This is a genomic window from Ornithinimicrobium sediminis (assembly GCF_021272345.1).
Lineage (GTDB): Bacteria > Actinomycetota > Actinomycetes > Actinomycetales > Dermatophilaceae > Ornithinicoccus > Ornithinicoccus sediminis_B.
This window is the reverse complement of the sequence record NZ_JAJSDQ010000003.1, coordinates 487,940-504,014: the sequence shown is the minus strand read 5'-3', so window position 1 is coordinate 504,014 and position 16,075 is coordinate 487,940. Positions and strand designations below refer to the sequence as shown.

Here is a 16,075-nt window from a genome sequence, read left to right as displayed (position 1 = left end):
CCACACACACCAACCAACCCCACCACAAACACAGGGCCAGCCAGCACACGCAGCCAGTCCACTCAAAAACCCCGACACCAACCACGAACCCACCACAAAGACAGGCCCACAGCCAACGCCAGGACAAACAAACTTGGCATCAATTTTTGGCACGCTGTTGAGTTCTCAAGAATCGGACACACACCAACCAAAGCCACACCACAACCGGTGCAACCCCGACCGGGGAAACCTCTTCAGTCTACGCACACCCTCGCTCGCCTTCCAAACTCGCGCTGTGCGCGGGGCTGGGAGACGGTTCGGGTGGCTTCGACGTTGCCGTGGAGGGGTGCTCCAGCGGCGAGGATCTACGTTACCAGGGGTGGCCGGAAGGTCCAAATCCCAGGTGCCCGCTCCGCGACCGGAGGCAGCCTCGGCGCGTGGACCCGCGCAGACGTCACTGCAGCCAGGAGCCGAGCACCGGCGACCACGGCCGGACCGAGACCCCCGTCACCAGTCCCTGCTGCTGGAAGGGGTCCTCGGCGAGCAGCTGGCGCACCGACTCGACGCCGTCACCCTCGAGGACGATGAGCGCGGCCGCCGGCTCGGCCTCCACCGGACCCGACACCTTCAGGGTGCCTTCGGCCGCCAGGCCCGCCAGGAACTCCCGGTGGGCGGGGCGGTGCTCGTCGCGGGCAGCGGTGTCGTCCGAGTAGGTGTACTCCACGGCATACAGGGGCATGGGGCCCAGCCTAGGCTCCGGCGCTGCCGCCGACCAGGGTGTCGAGCGCCCTGCTGAGGTCACGCCAGAGGTCCTCCGCATGCTCGATCCCCACGGACAGGCGCAGCAGGTTCTCCGGCACCGACGACACCTCGGCGGGGTGACGCCGCCGGCGCTCGATCTGCGACTCGACGCCGCCGAGGCTGGTGGCGTGGGTCCACAGGCTGGTGGCCGCGCACACCCGCTCGGCCTCGACCGCTCCACCTGCCACCTCGATCGCCACGACGGCACCGAAGCCCGGATAGCGCACGCGGCCCACGGCCGGGTGCGTCGAGAGCCGCTCGGCCAGCTCGGCGGCGGTGCGGCCCGAGCGCTCCATCCTGAGGGCGAGGGTCCGGATGCCGCGCAGCGCCAGCCAGGCCTCCATCGGCCCAGGGACCGCGCCGCGGCTGGAGCGGTGTGCGTGCAGGCGGGCGTGCAGCTCGGCGCCGCCGGCCGTGTCGGGGGTGACGACGGCACCCAGCACCACGTCGGAGTGGCCGGCGAGGAACTTGGTGACGGAGTGGACGACCACGTCCACGCCCCACCTCAGCGGCTGCTGGTGGATCGGCGTCGCGAACGTGTTGTCACACATCACCACGGCGCCGGCCTCGTGGGCCGCCTGGACCAGCGCAGGCAGGTCGGCGACCTCCAGCATGGGGTTGGTCGGCGACTCGGCGACGAGCAGGGAGGCCCCCTCCAGCGCGGCCACGACCTCTGCGGTGTCCGTGATGTCGACCTGACGCACCGTCACCGCGCCGCCGGCGGCGAGGTCGGCCAGCAGGGCGGTCGTCCCCGAGTAGGCGTGGTGCGGGCTGACGACCACGCCACCGTGGGGCACCTGGGCGACCACCGCCGAGATCGCGGCCAGGCCGGAGGCGAAGGCCAGGGCCCGCCCGCCCTCCAGCCCGCCGACGACCTCCTCGAGCGCCCCCCAGGTGGGGTTGTGCACGCGCGCGTAGCTCACCGGTCCGTCCGCCAGGTAGGTCGAGGTGAACGTCACCGGCTCGTTCACCGACGCGCCGGGCTCGTGGTCCGGCCGCCCCAGGGCCACCGCGCGGGTGTCCGGGTGCAGGCTCTTTGACGGGTGCGCTGCGCTCACGTCACGGCTCCTCGCTCTGCCGGGCGCGGTAGGCGGCCGCGGCCATACGGTTGCTGCAGGTCACGTCGCAGTAGCGACGCGACCGGTTGCGGGACAGGTCCACGAAGACCCTGTCACAGTCGTCGGCCTCGCAGAGGCGCAGCCGGTCGGTCTCACCCATGCGGATGGCGTCGGCCAGGCCCATTGCGGCCTCGACCGCCATGCGGGTGGCGAGCGGCTGGTCGTGAGTCGTCACGTGCAGGTGCCAGTCCAGCCCGTCGTGCCGCACGATCTGGGGCAGCGCGGCCCCCTCTCGCATCATGGCGTTGACCTCCTCCACGAGCTCCTCGACCTCGCTGGTCCACATCCGGCGCAGCCGCGGCCGCAGGGCACGCACCTCGGCGAGCTCCTGGGGCGTCCCCGAGCGCAGCCCCTTCCAGCCCTGCTCCAGGTAGAAGGTCTCGAGGTCCTGCACAGTGCTCAGCGTGTCGGGGTCGTCCGCCGTGTTGACCAAGGCGGCCGCTGACCGCAGCGCCTCCTCGGTGTCATGAGCGAAGGTCATGTTGACTCCTGACGGTGGTAGGCCGTACCGTCAGGACTGTACTCGCTGATGACACCTGACGCGAGGATCACCGCGGATCCTCCCACCCGGCTGCCAGCACCCGCACCCCCGAAGGGAGGACCATCCTCATGGACCGCACGCTCCGCATCGGCCTCACCCTGGCCCTGCTCGCCGGACTCTCGTTCGGCTCCTCGGGAGCGCTCGCCAAGCCTCTGCTCGAGGTCGGCTGGAGCCCGGCCGCCGCCGTCGCGGCCCGGGTGGCGCTGGGCGCGCTGCTGCTCGCCGTCCCGGCGGTCTTCGTGATGCGCGGTCGCTGGCACACGCTGCGCACCGGGTGGTCGACGATCCTCCTCTTCGGGCTGCTCGGCGTCGCCACCGCACAGCTCGCCTACTTCCAGGCCGTGCAGTACGTCCCGGTGAGCGTGGCCCTGCTGCTGGAGTACCTCGGCATCATCCTCGTCGTCGCCTGGCTGTGGCTCCGGCACGGGGAGCGCCCCCGCCCGCTGACCGTCCTGGGTGCCGGGCTGGCCGCCCTCGGTCTCGCCTTCGTGCTCGACGTGTTCGGCGCGCTCGACATCAACCTCGTCGGCGTCCTCTGGGGGCTGCTGGCCGCCACCGGTCTCGCCGGCTACTTCGTGATCTCCGGTGACGACACCGTGGAGGTGCCGCCCATCGCGATCGCCAGCGGCGGGCTCGCCGTCGGTGCCGCGACCCTCGGCGCGGCAGGCGCCACCGGCCTCATGGCCTGGGAGTGGGACCTCGGCGTCGAGGTGCAGCTCGCCGGGGTCAGCGTGCCGGCCTGGGCCGACGTCCTCGCGCTCGGGCTCGTGGCGGCGGCCGTCGCCTACGCCTGCGGTGTCGCGGCGACCCGGCGCCTGGGCTCCAAGCTCGCCTCCTTCGTCGGGCTGTCCGAGGTGCTCTTCGCCGTCCTCTTCGCCTGGCTGCTGCTCGGCGAGCTGCCGGCACCCGTCCAGCTGCTCGGCGGGCTGTTCATCCTGGCCGGTGTCGTCGCCGTGAAGCTGGACGAGCGTCCCGTCCCGGTCCTGCCGGAGCAGGAGCCGGTCACCGAGGCCGTCCCATCCTGAGGCGGGCCGCGAGGCGGCCAGGCCTCGCGCGTGAGAGAGGTCACGGAATAGCCCGCCGGGCTCCGCGGCTTGTGAATGACGTGTCACCTACCCAGACCTTGACCCCGGCCCCGCCTGTCAGCACCACCGACGGCGGGGTCGCGGGTGTGCGCCGCGAGCCGAGCATGCTCTCCCGCCTGCTCCTCTTCGGCGCCCTGGTCGGCATCGGCCCGCTGACGATCGACATGTACCTCGCGGCCTTCCCGACCGTGGTCGCCGACCTCGGCACCACCGAGGCCACGGTCCAGCTCACCCTGACCGCGACCCTGGTCGGTCTGGCGCTCGGCCAGCTCACCCTCGGCGCGGTCTCGGACACGGTCGGCCGACGGGTCCCGCTCATCGCCGCGCTCACGGCATACGTGCTCGCGTCGGTGGCGATCGCCCTCACCGACACCATCACGGCCGTGCTGCTGCTGCGCTTCGTGCAGGGCTTCACCGCCGCTGCCGGCATGGTGCTCAGCCAGGCGATGGTGCGCGACCTCTACAGCGGGTCCCAGATGGCCACCTTCATCTCCCGGCTCTTCCTCATCGTCGGCGTGGCACCGATCATCGCCCCGACGCTGGGTGCACAGTTCCTGATCTTCTGGGAGTGGCGCAGCATCTTCTGGGGGCTGGCGGCCTTCGGTCTCGCGCTGGTCGTCCTGTCCTCGCTCTTCGTCCGCGAGACCCTGCCCGCCGAGCGCCGCTCGGCGCGCGGGCCGGGGCCCGCCTTCCGCTCCTACGGCGTGCTGCTGCGCGACCGCAGGTATGTCGGGCTGGTGCTGACGGCCGCGACCGCGATGGGTGCGCTGTTCGCCTACATCTCGAGCGCGACCTTCATCTTCCAGGACCTCTACGGGATGACCACCCAGCAGTACGCCCTGGTCTTCGCCGGGGGCGCCGGTGCGCTCACGGTCGCCAGCCAGGTCAACGGCTCGCTGGTCAAGCGTATCCACCCGGCGCGGATCCTCATGGTCGCGCTGCCCACCGGTGTGGTGGTCTCCACCACCCTGCTCGCGGCGTCGCTGCTCGACCTCGGCGTCTGGGCGGTCACCGCAGGCGTGGTCGGCGTGATGGGGGTCGTGGGCTTCATCATGCCCAACAACCCGGTCATCGCCCTGAACGACCACGGCGCCCGGGCCGGCTCCGCGGCCGCCGTGCTGGGGGCCACCAACTTCCTCTTCGGCGCCCTCATCTCACCCGTCTCCGGCGCGTTCGGCACGGACAGCGCCGTGCCCATGGCGGCCATCATGGTCGCCTGCACCTCGGCCTCGCTGGTCTTCTTCTGGACCCTGGCCCGGCCCCGCGAGATCCTGCGCGACATGCCCTGGGACTCGCGGCCCTGAACCGCCGCCTCAGAGCACCAGGCCGAGGGCGAACGGCCCGACCAGCACGGTGAAGATCGTCACCAGCAGCACGCCGACGACGTTGAGCACTGCTCCCCCGCGTGCCATCTCGGTGATCTTGACCGCGCCGGTGCCGAACACGATGGCGTTGGGCGGCGTGCCCACCGGCAGCATGAAGGCGCAGGTCGCTGCCAGAGCCGCCGGGATGAGCAGGGTCATCGGGTCGACCCCGATGCCGAGCGCCACCCCACCGAGGACGGGGATGAAAGTCGCCGCGGTCGCGGTGTTGCTCGTGATCTCGGTGAGGAAGAGCACGATGGTGACCACAGCCGCGATGAGCAGCACGATCGGCAGCGTGCCGAGACCGCTGACCTGCTGGCCGAACCACTCGTCCAGCCCGGTGCCGGCGACGGCCGCGGCCAGGCTGAGCCCACCACCGAAGAGGAGCAGCACACCCCACGGCAGCCCCTCCTCGGCGTCCTCCCACTCCAGGACCATCCGCCCGTGCTTGTCGCCGGGCAGCAGGAAGAGCAGCACGCCGGCACCGATGGCGATGACCGTGTCGTCGAAGAGCTCCAGCCAGGGCAGCTGCTCGGCGAGGTCGCCGACGCCGGAGAGCAGGCCGGGCACGATCCAGCAGAAGGCCGCGAGGACGAAGACCCCGAGCACGGTCCTCTCGCCCTGGCTCATCGGCCCGAGGCCGGCGATCTCGTCGTCGATCATCTCCTTGCCGCCGGGGATCTCGGAGAGGTGGAAGCGGAACATCAGGCGGGTGATGAGCAGCCAGGCCAGCCCGATGAAGACGACGACGATCGGCAGACCGAGCATCATCCATTGGGCGAAGCCCACCGTCTCGCCCAGCTCGTCACTGATGTAGCCGGCGACGATGGCGTTGGGCGGCGAGCCGAGGAGGGTGCCGAGCCCCCCGATGGAGGCCGACCAGGCGATCGCCAGCACGAGGGCCACGCCGAAGATGCGCACGTCCCGGTCGTCGACCACGTCGCTCACCGCACGACCGGCCTTGAGCTGCTCGTCGACCGACCCGGCGGCGACCTCACCGGCTGCAGCCGAGCCGCGGTGGCTGCTCTCGACCACGAGCACGAGCACGCTCAGCGCGATGGGCAGCATCATCAGCGTGGTGGCGGTGTTGGAGACCCACATGGACAGGAAGGCCGTCGAGATCATCATCCCGAGGATGATCCGGCGCGGGTGGGTGCCGACGCGGCGCAGCGTGAGCAGCGCGATGCGACGGTGCAGGTCCCACTTCTGCATGGCGATGGCGATGAGGAAGCCACCGAGGAAGAGGAAGACGATGGTGTTGGCGTAGGGCGCCGTGGTGTCGGCCACGCTGCGCTCGGTGAGGACGGGGAAGAGCACGATGGGCAGCAGGGAGGTGACCGAGAGGGGCACGGCCTCGCTCATCCACCAGACGGCCATCAGCGCGCCGACCGCGGCGACGACCCGCGCGTCGGCCGACATGTCCGCGTCGCCCAGCAGGAGCCACACGACCAGGGCCAGCCCGACCCCCGCGGCCCGGAAGAGCCAGGTGCGGGCCGGGGAGCGCGGAGGCTCCCGGTCTGCAGGCTCGTGGTCGAACTCCCCCTGCTCGTGCACGATCCCACTGGCTCCTGCGCTCATGCCTCTCGCCCTCCCACGCCGTCGTGTGTGCGCCGACGCTAGCAGCGGACACGCCCTCGCGCCGGTCGGCGTTCGCGAGGTCAGCGGGTGTCCTGCGCACCCGTCGCCTCGGCCTCGACCTCCTCCGCCGCACGCAGGAGCAGGTCGAAGAGCCGCGCGAGCTCGGCCAGGTCGGCGGGGTCGAGACGCTCCAGGAGCCGGTCACGCCCGGCGCTGCTCGCGGCGTCGAGGCCCTGCAGCACCTGCTGTCCCTCGGGGGTGACCGAGAGCAGGACCTTGCGGCGGTCGTCCGGGTCCGGCGAGCGCCGCACCAGGTGCTTGCCGACCATCCGCTCGACCAGCCCGCTGACCGTCGCGGTCGACACCCCCAGCGTCTCGGCCAGCTCATGTCCCGTGACGCCGTCGTGGCCGTGCAGCAGCCCCAGCACCTGCAGCTGGCGCAGCGTGAGGTCACTGGGCACCTGGAGGGGCCCGGCCCAGCGCAGCATCAGGTGACGCACCCGGGTGTCGGTGTCGGCGATGCGCGCCACGAGCGCAGCCCGTTCAGGTGTGACCATCTGCATACTCCTCAGATAATCGTGCAATGAGTCTGATGCTAACTGTTTGAGGCACACTAGGGGATGGCCCACCCGTGACCGCACGAGCCTCGAGGACGTCCCGATGACGAAGCTGACCCTCTTCAGTGTGCGCAACCGCGCACTGGTCGCGCTGACCACGCTGTTCGCCGTGTTCGCCGGCCTCTGGTCGGCCACCGCACTGCCGCGCGAGCTCTTCCCGTCGCTGGAGTTCCCGGTGCTCGCCATCGTGACCCCGGTGCCGGGCGCCAGCGCCGCGGTGGTGGAGGAGCGCGTCAGTGCGCCGATGGAGTTCGCGGCCCAGCGCCTCAGCGGCGTGGTCGAGGTGACCTCCACCTCGAGCGACGGCTTCTCCGCCGTCACCATCGAGCTCGACTACGGCACCGACGTCGGCAACGCCCAGACCGACCTGCAGCGCTCCGTGCTGTCCGTGCAGGGCCTGCCCGAGGGCGCGGAACCGGAGGTGTTCGCCGGCAGCATCGACGACTTCCCGATCGTGCAGCTCTCCGCGACCGGCGGCGAGGACGCCGGTGACCTGGTGCGCCGGCTCGAGGAGCTGGTCGTGCCCGACATCGAGGACATCGACGGCGTGCGGGGCGTGCAGCTCACCGGTGTCGCCGACCGCATCGTGCGGATCGACCTCGACGAGGAGACCGCGCTGGCGGCCGGGGTCGACGCCGGCACCGTGGCCCAGCTGCTCCAGGCCAACGGTGTCGTCCTCGACGCCGGCACGGTGCTCGACGGCTCGACGGAGCTGCCCGTGCAGGTCGGCTCCCGGCTCACCAGCGCGGAGGACATCGCGGCCCTGCCCCTGGCGCCCACAGCGCCGCCCGGCCGGGCGGGTGCCACGGGCGACCCCGCGCTACCGGAGGGCGCCGACCCCGCTACCGCGCCCGAGGACACCGACGCCGCCGCCGAGCCGGACACCGCTGCCACCCTCGGGGACGTCGCGGAGGTGGAGCTCGCCGAGCGCGAGCCCACGGCATACACCCGCACCAACGGTGAGCCCAGCGTCGGCATGCAGGTCACCAAGACCCCGGACGGCAACGCCGTCGAGGTCTCACGCGCCCTGGAGCAGCTGACCCCCGAGCTGGAGGAGTCGCTGGTCGGCGGGGAGCTGGTCGTCGTGTTCGACCAGGCGCCCTTCATCGAGCAGTCCATCGAGGACCTCACCACCGAGGGCATCCTCGGCCTGGGCTTCGCGATCCTCGTCGTGCTGGTCTTCCTGCTGTCGGTGCGGCTGACCCTGGTGACCGCGGTGTCGATCCCGCTGTCGCTGCTGGTGGCGCTGCTCGGGCTGCAGGTCTTCGGCTACAGCCTCAACATCTTCACCCTCGGTGCGCTCACCATCTCGGTCGGACGCGTAGTGGACGACTCCATCGTGGTCATCGAGAACATCAAGCGTCACCTCGCCCTGGGTGAGGACCGGATGACCTCGATCGTCAACGCCGTGCGCGAGGTGGCCGGGGCGATCACGTCCGCCACGGCGGCCACCGTGGCGGTCTTCCTGCCGCTGGGGCTGGTCGGCGGGCAGGTCGGGGAGCTGTTCCGCCCGTTCGCCTTCACGGTGGCCATCGCCATGCTGGGCTCGCTGCTCGTGGCCCTGACGATCGTGCCGGTGCTGGGCTACTGGTTCGTCGGTCGCTCGGGGGGAGCATCCGCGCACGACGTGGAGCGTGCCGACGAGCCCGACCGGCTGCAGCGGGCCTACCTGCCGGTGCTCCGGGGGTCCCTGGCGCACCCGGTCGTCACCCTGGTGCTGGCCGGCCTGGTCCTGGTGGCCACCGGGGCCGGTGCGACCCAGCTCAAGACCGACTTCATCGGCAGCGCCGGCGAGGACACGCTCACCGCCACCCTCGAGATGCCGGCCGGCACGCGCCTGGACGACACCGACGCGGCTGCGCAGGACGTCGAGGCCTGGCTGGCCGACCGCGACGACGTGGAGTCCTACCAGGTCGTGGTCGGCAGCACGGGGGGCATCGAGGCGGTCTTCCTGGGCGGCGGCAGCAGCACCGCGACGTTCGCGGTCACGCTCGCCGAGGACACCGACGGCGACGCCTTCGGCGAGCAGATGCAGGAGTCCGTCGAGCTGCCGGAGGACGGACGGCTCACCCTGGCGGCCTCCACACAGCAGCCGGGCGCGTCCAACCTCGAGGTCGTCGTGTCGGCCGCCGACCCCGAGGACCTCGCCGCTGCCGCGGAGCAGGTGGTCGAGGCCGTCCGGGAGGTGGGCGGGGCCGACGTCACCAACAACCTGTCCGAGACGGTCCCCTCGCTCAGCGTGACCGTCGACCGGGAGGCGGCCGCCGACGCGGGCCTCACCGAGACCCAGGTGGGTCAGCTCGTCTCCGCGGTCTCGACCGGCAGCACCGTGGGGCAGGCCGACCTCGGGACCGAGATCCTCCCGGTCGTCGTGGAGCAGGGGGAGGCGCCGGAGACCCTGGAGGAGCTGGCGGCCCTCGTCGTGGGCGCAGGCCCAGAGGGGCCCGTCGAGCTCGGTGACATCGCGGCCCTGGAGGCCGTGGAGTCGCAGGTGCAGGTCACCCGCATCGACGGCCAGCGCAGCGCCGTGGTGACGGCCAGCCCGACCGGCGACAACCTCGGCGCGCTCACCGACGACCTCACGGAGGCCCTCGAGGACCTGGACCTGGCCGAGGGCGTGCGGGCCGAGATCGGCGGGGTCAGCGCCGACCAGCAGGCGGCCTTCGCCAGCCTGGGCCTGGCCCTGCTGGCGGCGATCGCCATCGTCTACCTCGTCATGGTCGCCACCTTCAACAGCCTGCTCCAGCCCGTGCTCCTGATGGTGTCGGTGCCGTTCGCCGCGACCGGCTCGGTGGCGATGCTGCTGCTGACCGACACCCCGCTGGACGTCGCGGCGTTGTTCGGCCTGCTGCTGCTCGTCGGCATCGTGGTGACCAACGCCATCGTGCTCATCGACCTGGTCAACCAGTGGCGCTCCCGCGGCGTCTCGGTGCACGACGCCGTGGTGGAGGGCTCCCGTCGCCGCTTCCGGCCGATCGTCATGACGGCGCTGGCCACGATCGGTGCGCTGTCACCGTTGGCCCTGTCCGTCACCGGCGGCGGTGCCTTCATCTCCCAGCCGCTCGCGCTGGTGGTGATCGGCGGTCTCATCAGCTCCACGGCACTGACCCTCATCCTGGTGCCGGTGCTCTACCAGCTCACCGAGCGCGGCAAGGAGCGGCTGCACGAGCGCCGGGTCGCCCGGCGCGGCAGGCACGAGGCCGTGCCCGAGGACGAGGTGGTCCCCGAGACGGTCTGAGGGGCGCGGCTCGGCGGGCGGGGCGAGCGCCATACCGCGCGGGCGGGCGTGCAGCCGGACGGGCACACCGCGGCACCCTCTCGGGGAACGCGCCGAGCACCGGCCGTGGTGCCCGTCCGGGTGCACGGACACCGGCACGCGCCGACGGTATGCGGTGGGGGCGGGTCAGTCCTCGGGGCTCGGACCCCAGCCGTCGGGGCCCAGGGACCCGGCCGGGTAGTCCTCCAGCGGCACCTTGCCCTCGGCCCACGCATGCAGGGCCGGCTCGACGATGCGCCAGCACTCCTCGGCCACGTCGCCGCGGATGGACAGCAGCGGGTCACCGTCGAAGATGCCGCCGAGGACCTCGCCGTAGGGCAGCATGCGGGCCTTGCCCAGCTCGGCCCGCAGCGTCTTCTGCTCGAGGGCGAACGGGTCACCCTCGGCGTTGACCGAGAGGTCGAGCGTGACGGCGCCGGGCTTGAGCTCCAGGACCAGCCGGTCCGGCTGCGGGCAGTCGGTCATGCCGGTGGGGATGTGCGCGGGCTGCCGGAAGGTCACGACGATGCGCTTCTCCTGGTCGCCCATGGCCTTGCCGCTGCGCAGCACGAAGGGCACGCCGCTCCACCGTGCGTTGCGGACCTCCACCACCAGCTGGGCGAGCGTCTCGGTGCCGCGGTCGGGGTCGACGCCCTCCTCGGCCACGTAGTCCTGGATCTCGCGCTCACCGAGGCGCCCGGCGGTGTAGCGCCCCCTGCGTGAGGCCCGCACCGGGTCGTCGTCCCACAGCTCGGTCGCCCGCAGCGCCTGGGCCTTGAGGGCCTGCACCTCCACGGAGTCGAGCGTGGCCGGCGTCTCCATCGCGAACAGCGCGAGGATCTGCAGCAGATGCGACTGGATCATGTCCCGCAGCGCGCCGGCATGGTCGTAGTAGCCGGCCCTGCCCTCCAGCGCGAGGTCCTCGTCGTAGACGATCTCGACCTGCTCGATGTGGTCGGCGGACCACACCGGCAGCAGGATGCGGTTGGCGAACCGCACGCCGATCAGGTTGAGCACCGTGTGGACCGCGAGGAAGTGGTCGACCCGGTGGATGCGCTCCTCGGGGACCACCCGCACGAGCTGCTCGTTGAGCTCGGCGGCCGACGCGCTGTCGTGGCCGAACGGCTTCTCCAGCGCCAGCCGGGTGCCCTCCGGCAGGTCCATCGTCTCCAGCAGGGCGCACACCTTGACCGTGATCTGCGGGGGCAGCGCGAAGTAGACGACGAGCGGTGCCTCCACCTGCACCACGAGCTCGGCCAGCTGGGCCGGCTCCAGCAGGTCGGCCCGGACGTACTGTGCGGTGGTGAGCAGCCGGTCGACCCGGTCGTCGGGCACCCCGGCGCCCGCCATCGCGGTGCGGATCTTGTCGTGCCAGGTGTCGGTGGACAGCTCGCTGCGGTCGGCGCCCACGACGCGCACCCGCCGCTCCGGCTCCACCGCCAGCAGGGTGCCGAGCCCCGGCAGCAGCAGCCGGCTGGTGAGGTCGCCGGAGGCGCCCAGGATGAGCAGGGTGGTCGTGGGCTGGTCGCTCATGCGCCGGCCCCTCCTCTCGTCGCGGAACGTGCGTATGCCGTGCGCGGCCCAGTGTGTCAGCAGGTCACCGTCCCGTCCGGACGACATGGGACCATGGGTGCATGCCGCAGTGGTGGGAAGGCCAGGGCTTCTGGATCACGTTCGCGGCACTCTTCGTGGTGGCGATGGGCCGCGGCCAGGGCACCTACTGGCTCGCCCGCACGGTCACCGAGCAGACGCTGCGCCGCACGCACCCGACGCAGGGCTGGCGGGCTTCCGTGCACCACTGGCTGCAGGGCGAGGGCCTGGCCCGGGGCCGCCGGGCGATCGAGCGCTGGGGGCTGGCGATGGTGCCGTTCTGCTACCTCACCGTGGGCTTCCAGACCATGGTGCTGGCGGCCGCCGGGGTGATGCGCATCGCCTGGCCCTGGTTCACCGCCGCGCAGGTGCCGGGTGCCGCGGCGTGGGCCACGATCTACGCGACCATCGGCTTCGCGGTCTGGCAGGCCGGCCTGGCCGCTGCCGCCGGCTCGCCGTGGGCGCTGGCCGGCATCGTGGCGACGGCCGTGGTGCTCGTCGCGACGTCGATGTCCCGGCGCATCCGGGCACGCCGCCGCTCTGCGGTCGGCGCAGCCCCCCTCAGCTGAGGATGTCCTTGCGGTTGAAGTGGCGGTAGGCCAAGGCCAGGAAGACGACGGTGTAGAGCAGGGCCCAGAGCACACCCGGCAGCAGACCGGCCCAGTCGGCGTCCTGGGAGAACAGGCCGACCCACTGGCGCGAGTAGTGGTTGGGCAGGCCGCGGCGCCACTCCCCCAGGGCCGGGAGCGCGTCGAGGATCGAGGAGACGATCGCGGCGATGACGGCGGCGCCGACCGCGCCCAGCGGAGCGTCGGTGCGCACCCCCACCCAGAAGGCGAGCGCCGCGAAGGGCAGCTGCGCCAGCAGGATGTAGGCGCCGGCCACGCCGAGGCGCGCCAGGGTCGTCGGCCAGTCGAGCTCGCCACCGGCACGGAGGTTGAGCGGGTCCCACCCGTAGAACAGACCGCCCACGAGCAGCACCCACACCAGCAGCACGGTCACCGCGAGGGCCGCCGACCCCAGGCCCACGAGCAGCTTGCTCGTGAGCAGCCGGCTGCGCGGCACCGGTGCCGTGAGGAGGTAGCGCAGCGAGGACCACGACGCCTCCGCCGGGATGGAGTCACCGACGAAGAGCGCCGCGACGATGAGGATCAGCAGGTCGGCGCTCACCAGCAGCATGAACACCGCGAAGTTGCCCGACCCCTCGGTCGCCAGGTCGGAGAAGCTCTGCCCGCCCTCGTCGTCCCCGCCGACGGCGAAGGCAGCCACCACCAGCAGCGGCAGCACGAGCAGGATCAGGAAGGTCCAGCGGGTGCGCGGCCGGCGCACCTGGCGAGCGGCCTCGACGGGCAGGGTCAGCGGTCGGCTCATCGGGGCCTCACCTGGTTGAGGTGCTCGGGGTCACCGGCACCGGCGATCGTGGTCAGGAAGACCGACTCGAGGGTGCGCCCCTCGGCCACCCCGACCTCGGCCACCGACCCGGCGGCCAGCACCCGCCCGGCGTGCATGACAACGACATGCGAGCACGTCATCTCGACCTCGGCCAGCAGGTGGCTGGAGACGACGACGGTCCGCCCGCCCTCGGCATACCTGCGCAGCATCGGGCGCATCGCGGCGATCTGGGGCGGGTCCAGACCGTTGGTCGGCTCGTCGAGGATGAGCACCTCCGGCATGCCGAGCATCGCCTGGGCGATGCCGAGGCGCTGCCGCATGCCGTGGCTGTAGGAGCGGACCGGCCGGTCGACGGCGTCGCCGAGGGCGGCGATCTCCAGCGCCTCCTCGAACATCGCCTCCTCCGGACGCCGCCCCGTCGCCGCCCAGTAGGCGTGCAGGTTCTGCAGCCCGGTCAGGTGCGGCAGGAAGCCCGGCCCCTCGACGAGCGCACCGACCCGGCCCAGGACCGGCGCCCCGGCATACACCGGCTGCCCGAGCACGTGCACCGTGCCCTCGTCGGCACGGATGAGACCCATGACCATGCGCAGCGTGGTCGTCTTGCCGGCACCGTTGGGGCCGAGCAGACCGACCACCTGGCCCTTCTCGGCCCGCCAGGTGACGTCGTCGACGGCGCGGTGCCCGTCGGGGTAGGACTTGGTGAGGCCGGAGACGACCAGCGGCACGTCGACCAGCTCCTCCCGCACCGGGTGCGGGCGGGTGCTGCGCCGCAGCGCGAGGAGGCCGAGCAGCACCAGCAGCGCGCCGAGCACCCCGGCGACGGTCAGCGTCTCCGTGTCCCAGATGCTCACCGTCACGGCCTCGGCGCCGGCACCGGTGGGCACGCGGAGGGCCGGCTCGGCCAGGCTCACCCGGTCGGCGCGCGTCTGCGTCGGGCCCCGGTATGCCGAGTCGGTGGCGGTGACCAGCACCCGCCACGTCGAGCCGGCCGCCATCTCCCAGGTGCCTCCCGGCAGCGCGACCTCGACCGGCGTGGGCTCCCCGGGAGTGACGTCGACCTGCACGGGCGCGACGAGGCGACGCGGCAGGTCGGGGGCACCCCCCCGCACCTCCCACAGGGAGACGAACAGCGTCGTGGTCTGCCCGGTGGAGGTCACCTCCAGACGGACCCTCGGCTCGCCGACCACCGTGACGTCGCGCTCCAGCGGCTCGCTGTCGAAGGCGACCGACTGCCCCGGGAGGGCGGACAGGGCGTAGGTCGGCAGACCGGCGAGCAGCCCCCCGAAGCCGGGGACCGCCGTCGTGGCCTGGGGCACCCCGCCGGGCGGGTTGAGCAGCGCCGGCAGCCCGGACGCCTGCAGCGGCAGGTCCACGGTGCCGGTGTCGGCACCGCTCGGGGGGTAGGTGTCCGAGGTGACGACCCGCTCACCGTCGGCACCCCGCGCCGGCGGCAGGGCGTAGCTGAAGGCCGGCAGGGGGACTGTCTCCTGGGTCACCTCCGTGCCGGCCCGCAGGGTGCCGTCGAGCCAGGTCAGCAGGTCGGCGGTCTGCTGCTCGGCGAGCTGGTCGGCGTCCGAGCCCACGGCCTCCTCGGCGTCACCGGGCGGCCCCTCCTGCGGCTGCGCGACGCTGACCTGCGTGGCGCCGTCATGGCCCCCGTTGAACCAGGTGACGGCGACCGGCGCCCCGGCCTCGAGCAGCGCCCGCGCACTGGCGTCGGCGTCCTCGGTGCCGAAGAGCGAGTCGGACATGCCCTGCACCAGGTGCACGGGGGCCTGCACGTCGGCCAGCACCGGCGCGGGGCTGTGCCGGCGCAGGAGCTCCAGGAGCTCGGGGTCCGGCTCGCCGGTCTCGGCTGCGGTGAGGAAGAGGTCGCACACCTCCGGGGCGAAGCGCCCGCACAGCGGGTCCGCACCCCCCTCGGCGTCCGGGGCGGCCCCGGTGTCCGGAGGTGCCTCGCCGGCCCCCGCGAGGGGCCCCATGGCAGGGTCGCCCCCGGCCAGCCCGCCGGAGGCGACGCCGGAGTAGAAGGTCGAGGCCCACCAGGAGGAGAAGGGCCCCGGCCGGTCCACCCGTTCCGCCGAGCCGTCGGCCGAGGTGAGCGCGTGCTGGGGGAAGAACGCCTCGGAGAGGTCGTGCCAGGTGATGAGGGCCACCACGGAGTCGACCCGGTCGTCGGCGCCGGCGGTCATGAGGGAGAGGGCACCGCCGTAGCTGCCACCGGCCAGGGCCACCCTCGGGTCCCCCGGCGCGTCCTGACGGACGTCGGGCTCCTCGGCCAGCAGGTCGACCAGTGCCCGGGCGTCGGCCACCTCGTAGTCCGGGTCGTTGAGATGGATCGCGCCTCCGGAGGCACCGAACCCGCGGGCGGAGTAGGCCAGCGTCAGGTAGCCCTCACCGGCCAGCGTCTGCGCCTGGTCGGCCAGGTCGTCCTTGCTCCCCCCGAACCCGTGGGCCAGCACGACCGCGGGCCACGGACCCTCGCCGTCGGGACGGTGGACGTCCACGTCGAGGGTGACCTCGGTGCCGTCGCCCTCGGGCCCGACGGGCACCTCGAGGGTCTCGACGGTGCCCGGCCGCTGGGCCTGGGTGGACGCGGCCCCGGACGACACCGGGCCGAGCGGGGACCAGGAGGCGGCCACGACGGCGAGCACGGCGCCGGCTGCGGACAGCAGGCGGGTGACACGCGGCATACCGGTCCTCTCGCAGTGGTCGCCGGGCACCGGGCATGGCGCCGACGTGGTCGGTGACCGG

Annotated in this window: 12 protein-coding genes; 4 read left to right on the top strand and 8 right to left on the bottom strand. The window is 72.6% G+C overall.

Translation table 11 applies throughout. The features are described 5' to 3' along the window. Positions 1-433: 433 nt before the first annotated feature. Genes LVO85_RS10165 through LVO85_RS10155 form a run of 3 tightly spaced genes read right to left on the bottom strand, consistent with a single transcriptional unit; the run spans position 434 to position 2,379 of the window. Complete coding sequence (locus LVO85_RS10165) at positions 434-718, bottom strand: YciI family protein (protein WP_232747362.1); 285 nt, start codon at positions 716-718, stop codon at positions 434-436. Positions 719-728: 10 nt separating this feature from the next. Next, a complete protein-coding gene (locus LVO85_RS10160) occupies positions 729-1,838 on the bottom strand; it encodes a trans-sulfuration enzyme family protein (protein WP_232747361.1) in 1,110 nt (369 codons plus the stop codon). A gap of 1 nt (position 1,839) precedes the next feature. Further along, on the bottom strand, positions 1,840-2,379 hold the full coding sequence (locus LVO85_RS10155; protein ID WP_232747360.1) for a CGNR zinc finger domain-containing protein: 540 nt from the start codon (positions 2,377-2,379) through the stop codon (positions 1,840-1,842). Between the two features lie 128 nt (positions 2,380-2,507). Here LVO85_RS10155 and LVO85_RS10150 point away from each other — a divergent pair, with 128 nt between their 5' ends. Together LVO85_RS10150 and LVO85_RS10145 are read left to right on the top strand one after the other, a co-directional pair. Then, positions 2,508-3,464, top strand: a complete 957-nt coding sequence (locus tag LVO85_RS10150) for an EamA family transporter (RefSeq protein WP_232747359.1) — start codon at positions 2,508-2,510, stop codon at positions 3,462-3,464. Positions 3,465-3,562: 98 nt separating this feature from the next. Then, on the top strand, positions 3,563-4,828 hold the full coding sequence (locus tag LVO85_RS10145; RefSeq protein WP_232747358.1) for a multidrug effflux MFS transporter: 1,266 nt from the start codon (positions 3,563-3,565) through the stop codon (positions 4,826-4,828). A gap of 9 nt (positions 4,829-4,837) precedes the next feature. Here LVO85_RS10145 and LVO85_RS10140 read toward each other — a convergent pair whose 3' ends face one another. Then, a complete protein-coding gene (locus LVO85_RS10140) occupies positions 4,838-6,466 on the bottom strand; it encodes an SLC13 family permease (RefSeq protein WP_232747357.1) in 1,629 nt (542 codons plus the stop codon). A gap of 80 nt (positions 6,467-6,546) precedes the next feature. Beyond that, positions 6,547-7,023, bottom strand: a complete 477-nt coding sequence (locus LVO85_RS10135) for a MarR family winged helix-turn-helix transcriptional regulator (RefSeq protein ID WP_232747356.1) — start codon at positions 7,021-7,023, stop codon at positions 6,547-6,549. Between the two features lie 103 nt (positions 7,024-7,126). On the opposite strand from LVO85_RS10135, the gene LVO85_RS10130 reads away from it, so the two are divergent. Continuing rightward, on the top strand, positions 7,127-10,321 hold the full coding sequence (locus tag LVO85_RS10130) for an efflux RND transporter permease subunit (RefSeq protein WP_232747355.1): 3,195 nt from the start codon (positions 7,127-7,129) through the stop codon (positions 10,319-10,321). A gap of 165 nt (positions 10,322-10,486) precedes the next feature. On the opposite strand, the gene LVO85_RS10125 is transcribed toward LVO85_RS10130, so the two are convergent. Then, positions 10,487-11,872, bottom strand: a complete 1,386-nt coding sequence (locus tag LVO85_RS10125; RefSeq protein ID WP_232747378.1) for a glucose-6-phosphate dehydrogenase — start codon at positions 11,870-11,872, stop codon at positions 10,487-10,489. A 101-nt stretch (positions 11,873-11,973) separates the two neighbouring features. Between LVO85_RS10125 and LVO85_RS10120 the strand changes: the two genes are divergently transcribed. Further along, a complete protein-coding gene (locus LVO85_RS10120; protein ID WP_232747354.1) occupies positions 11,974-12,498 on the top strand; it encodes a DedA family protein in 525 nt (174 codons plus the stop codon). On the opposite strand, the gene LVO85_RS10115 is transcribed toward LVO85_RS10120, so the two are convergent. Beyond that, complete coding sequence (locus LVO85_RS10115; protein WP_232747353.1) at positions 12,491-13,300, bottom strand: ABC transporter permease subunit; 810 nt, start codon at positions 13,298-13,300, stop codon at positions 12,491-12,493. The two genes, LVO85_RS10120 and LVO85_RS10115, sit on opposite strands and share 8 nt — an antisense overlap. Next, positions 13,297-16,014: an alpha/beta fold hydrolase gene (locus LVO85_RS10110; RefSeq protein ID WP_232747352.1), complete on the bottom strand. Its 2,718-nt coding sequence runs from the start codon at positions 16,012-16,014 to the stop codon at positions 13,297-13,299. Before LVO85_RS10110 ends, LVO85_RS10115 begins: the two co-directional genes overlap by 4 nt. Positions 16,015-16,075: the final 61 nt, after the last annotated feature.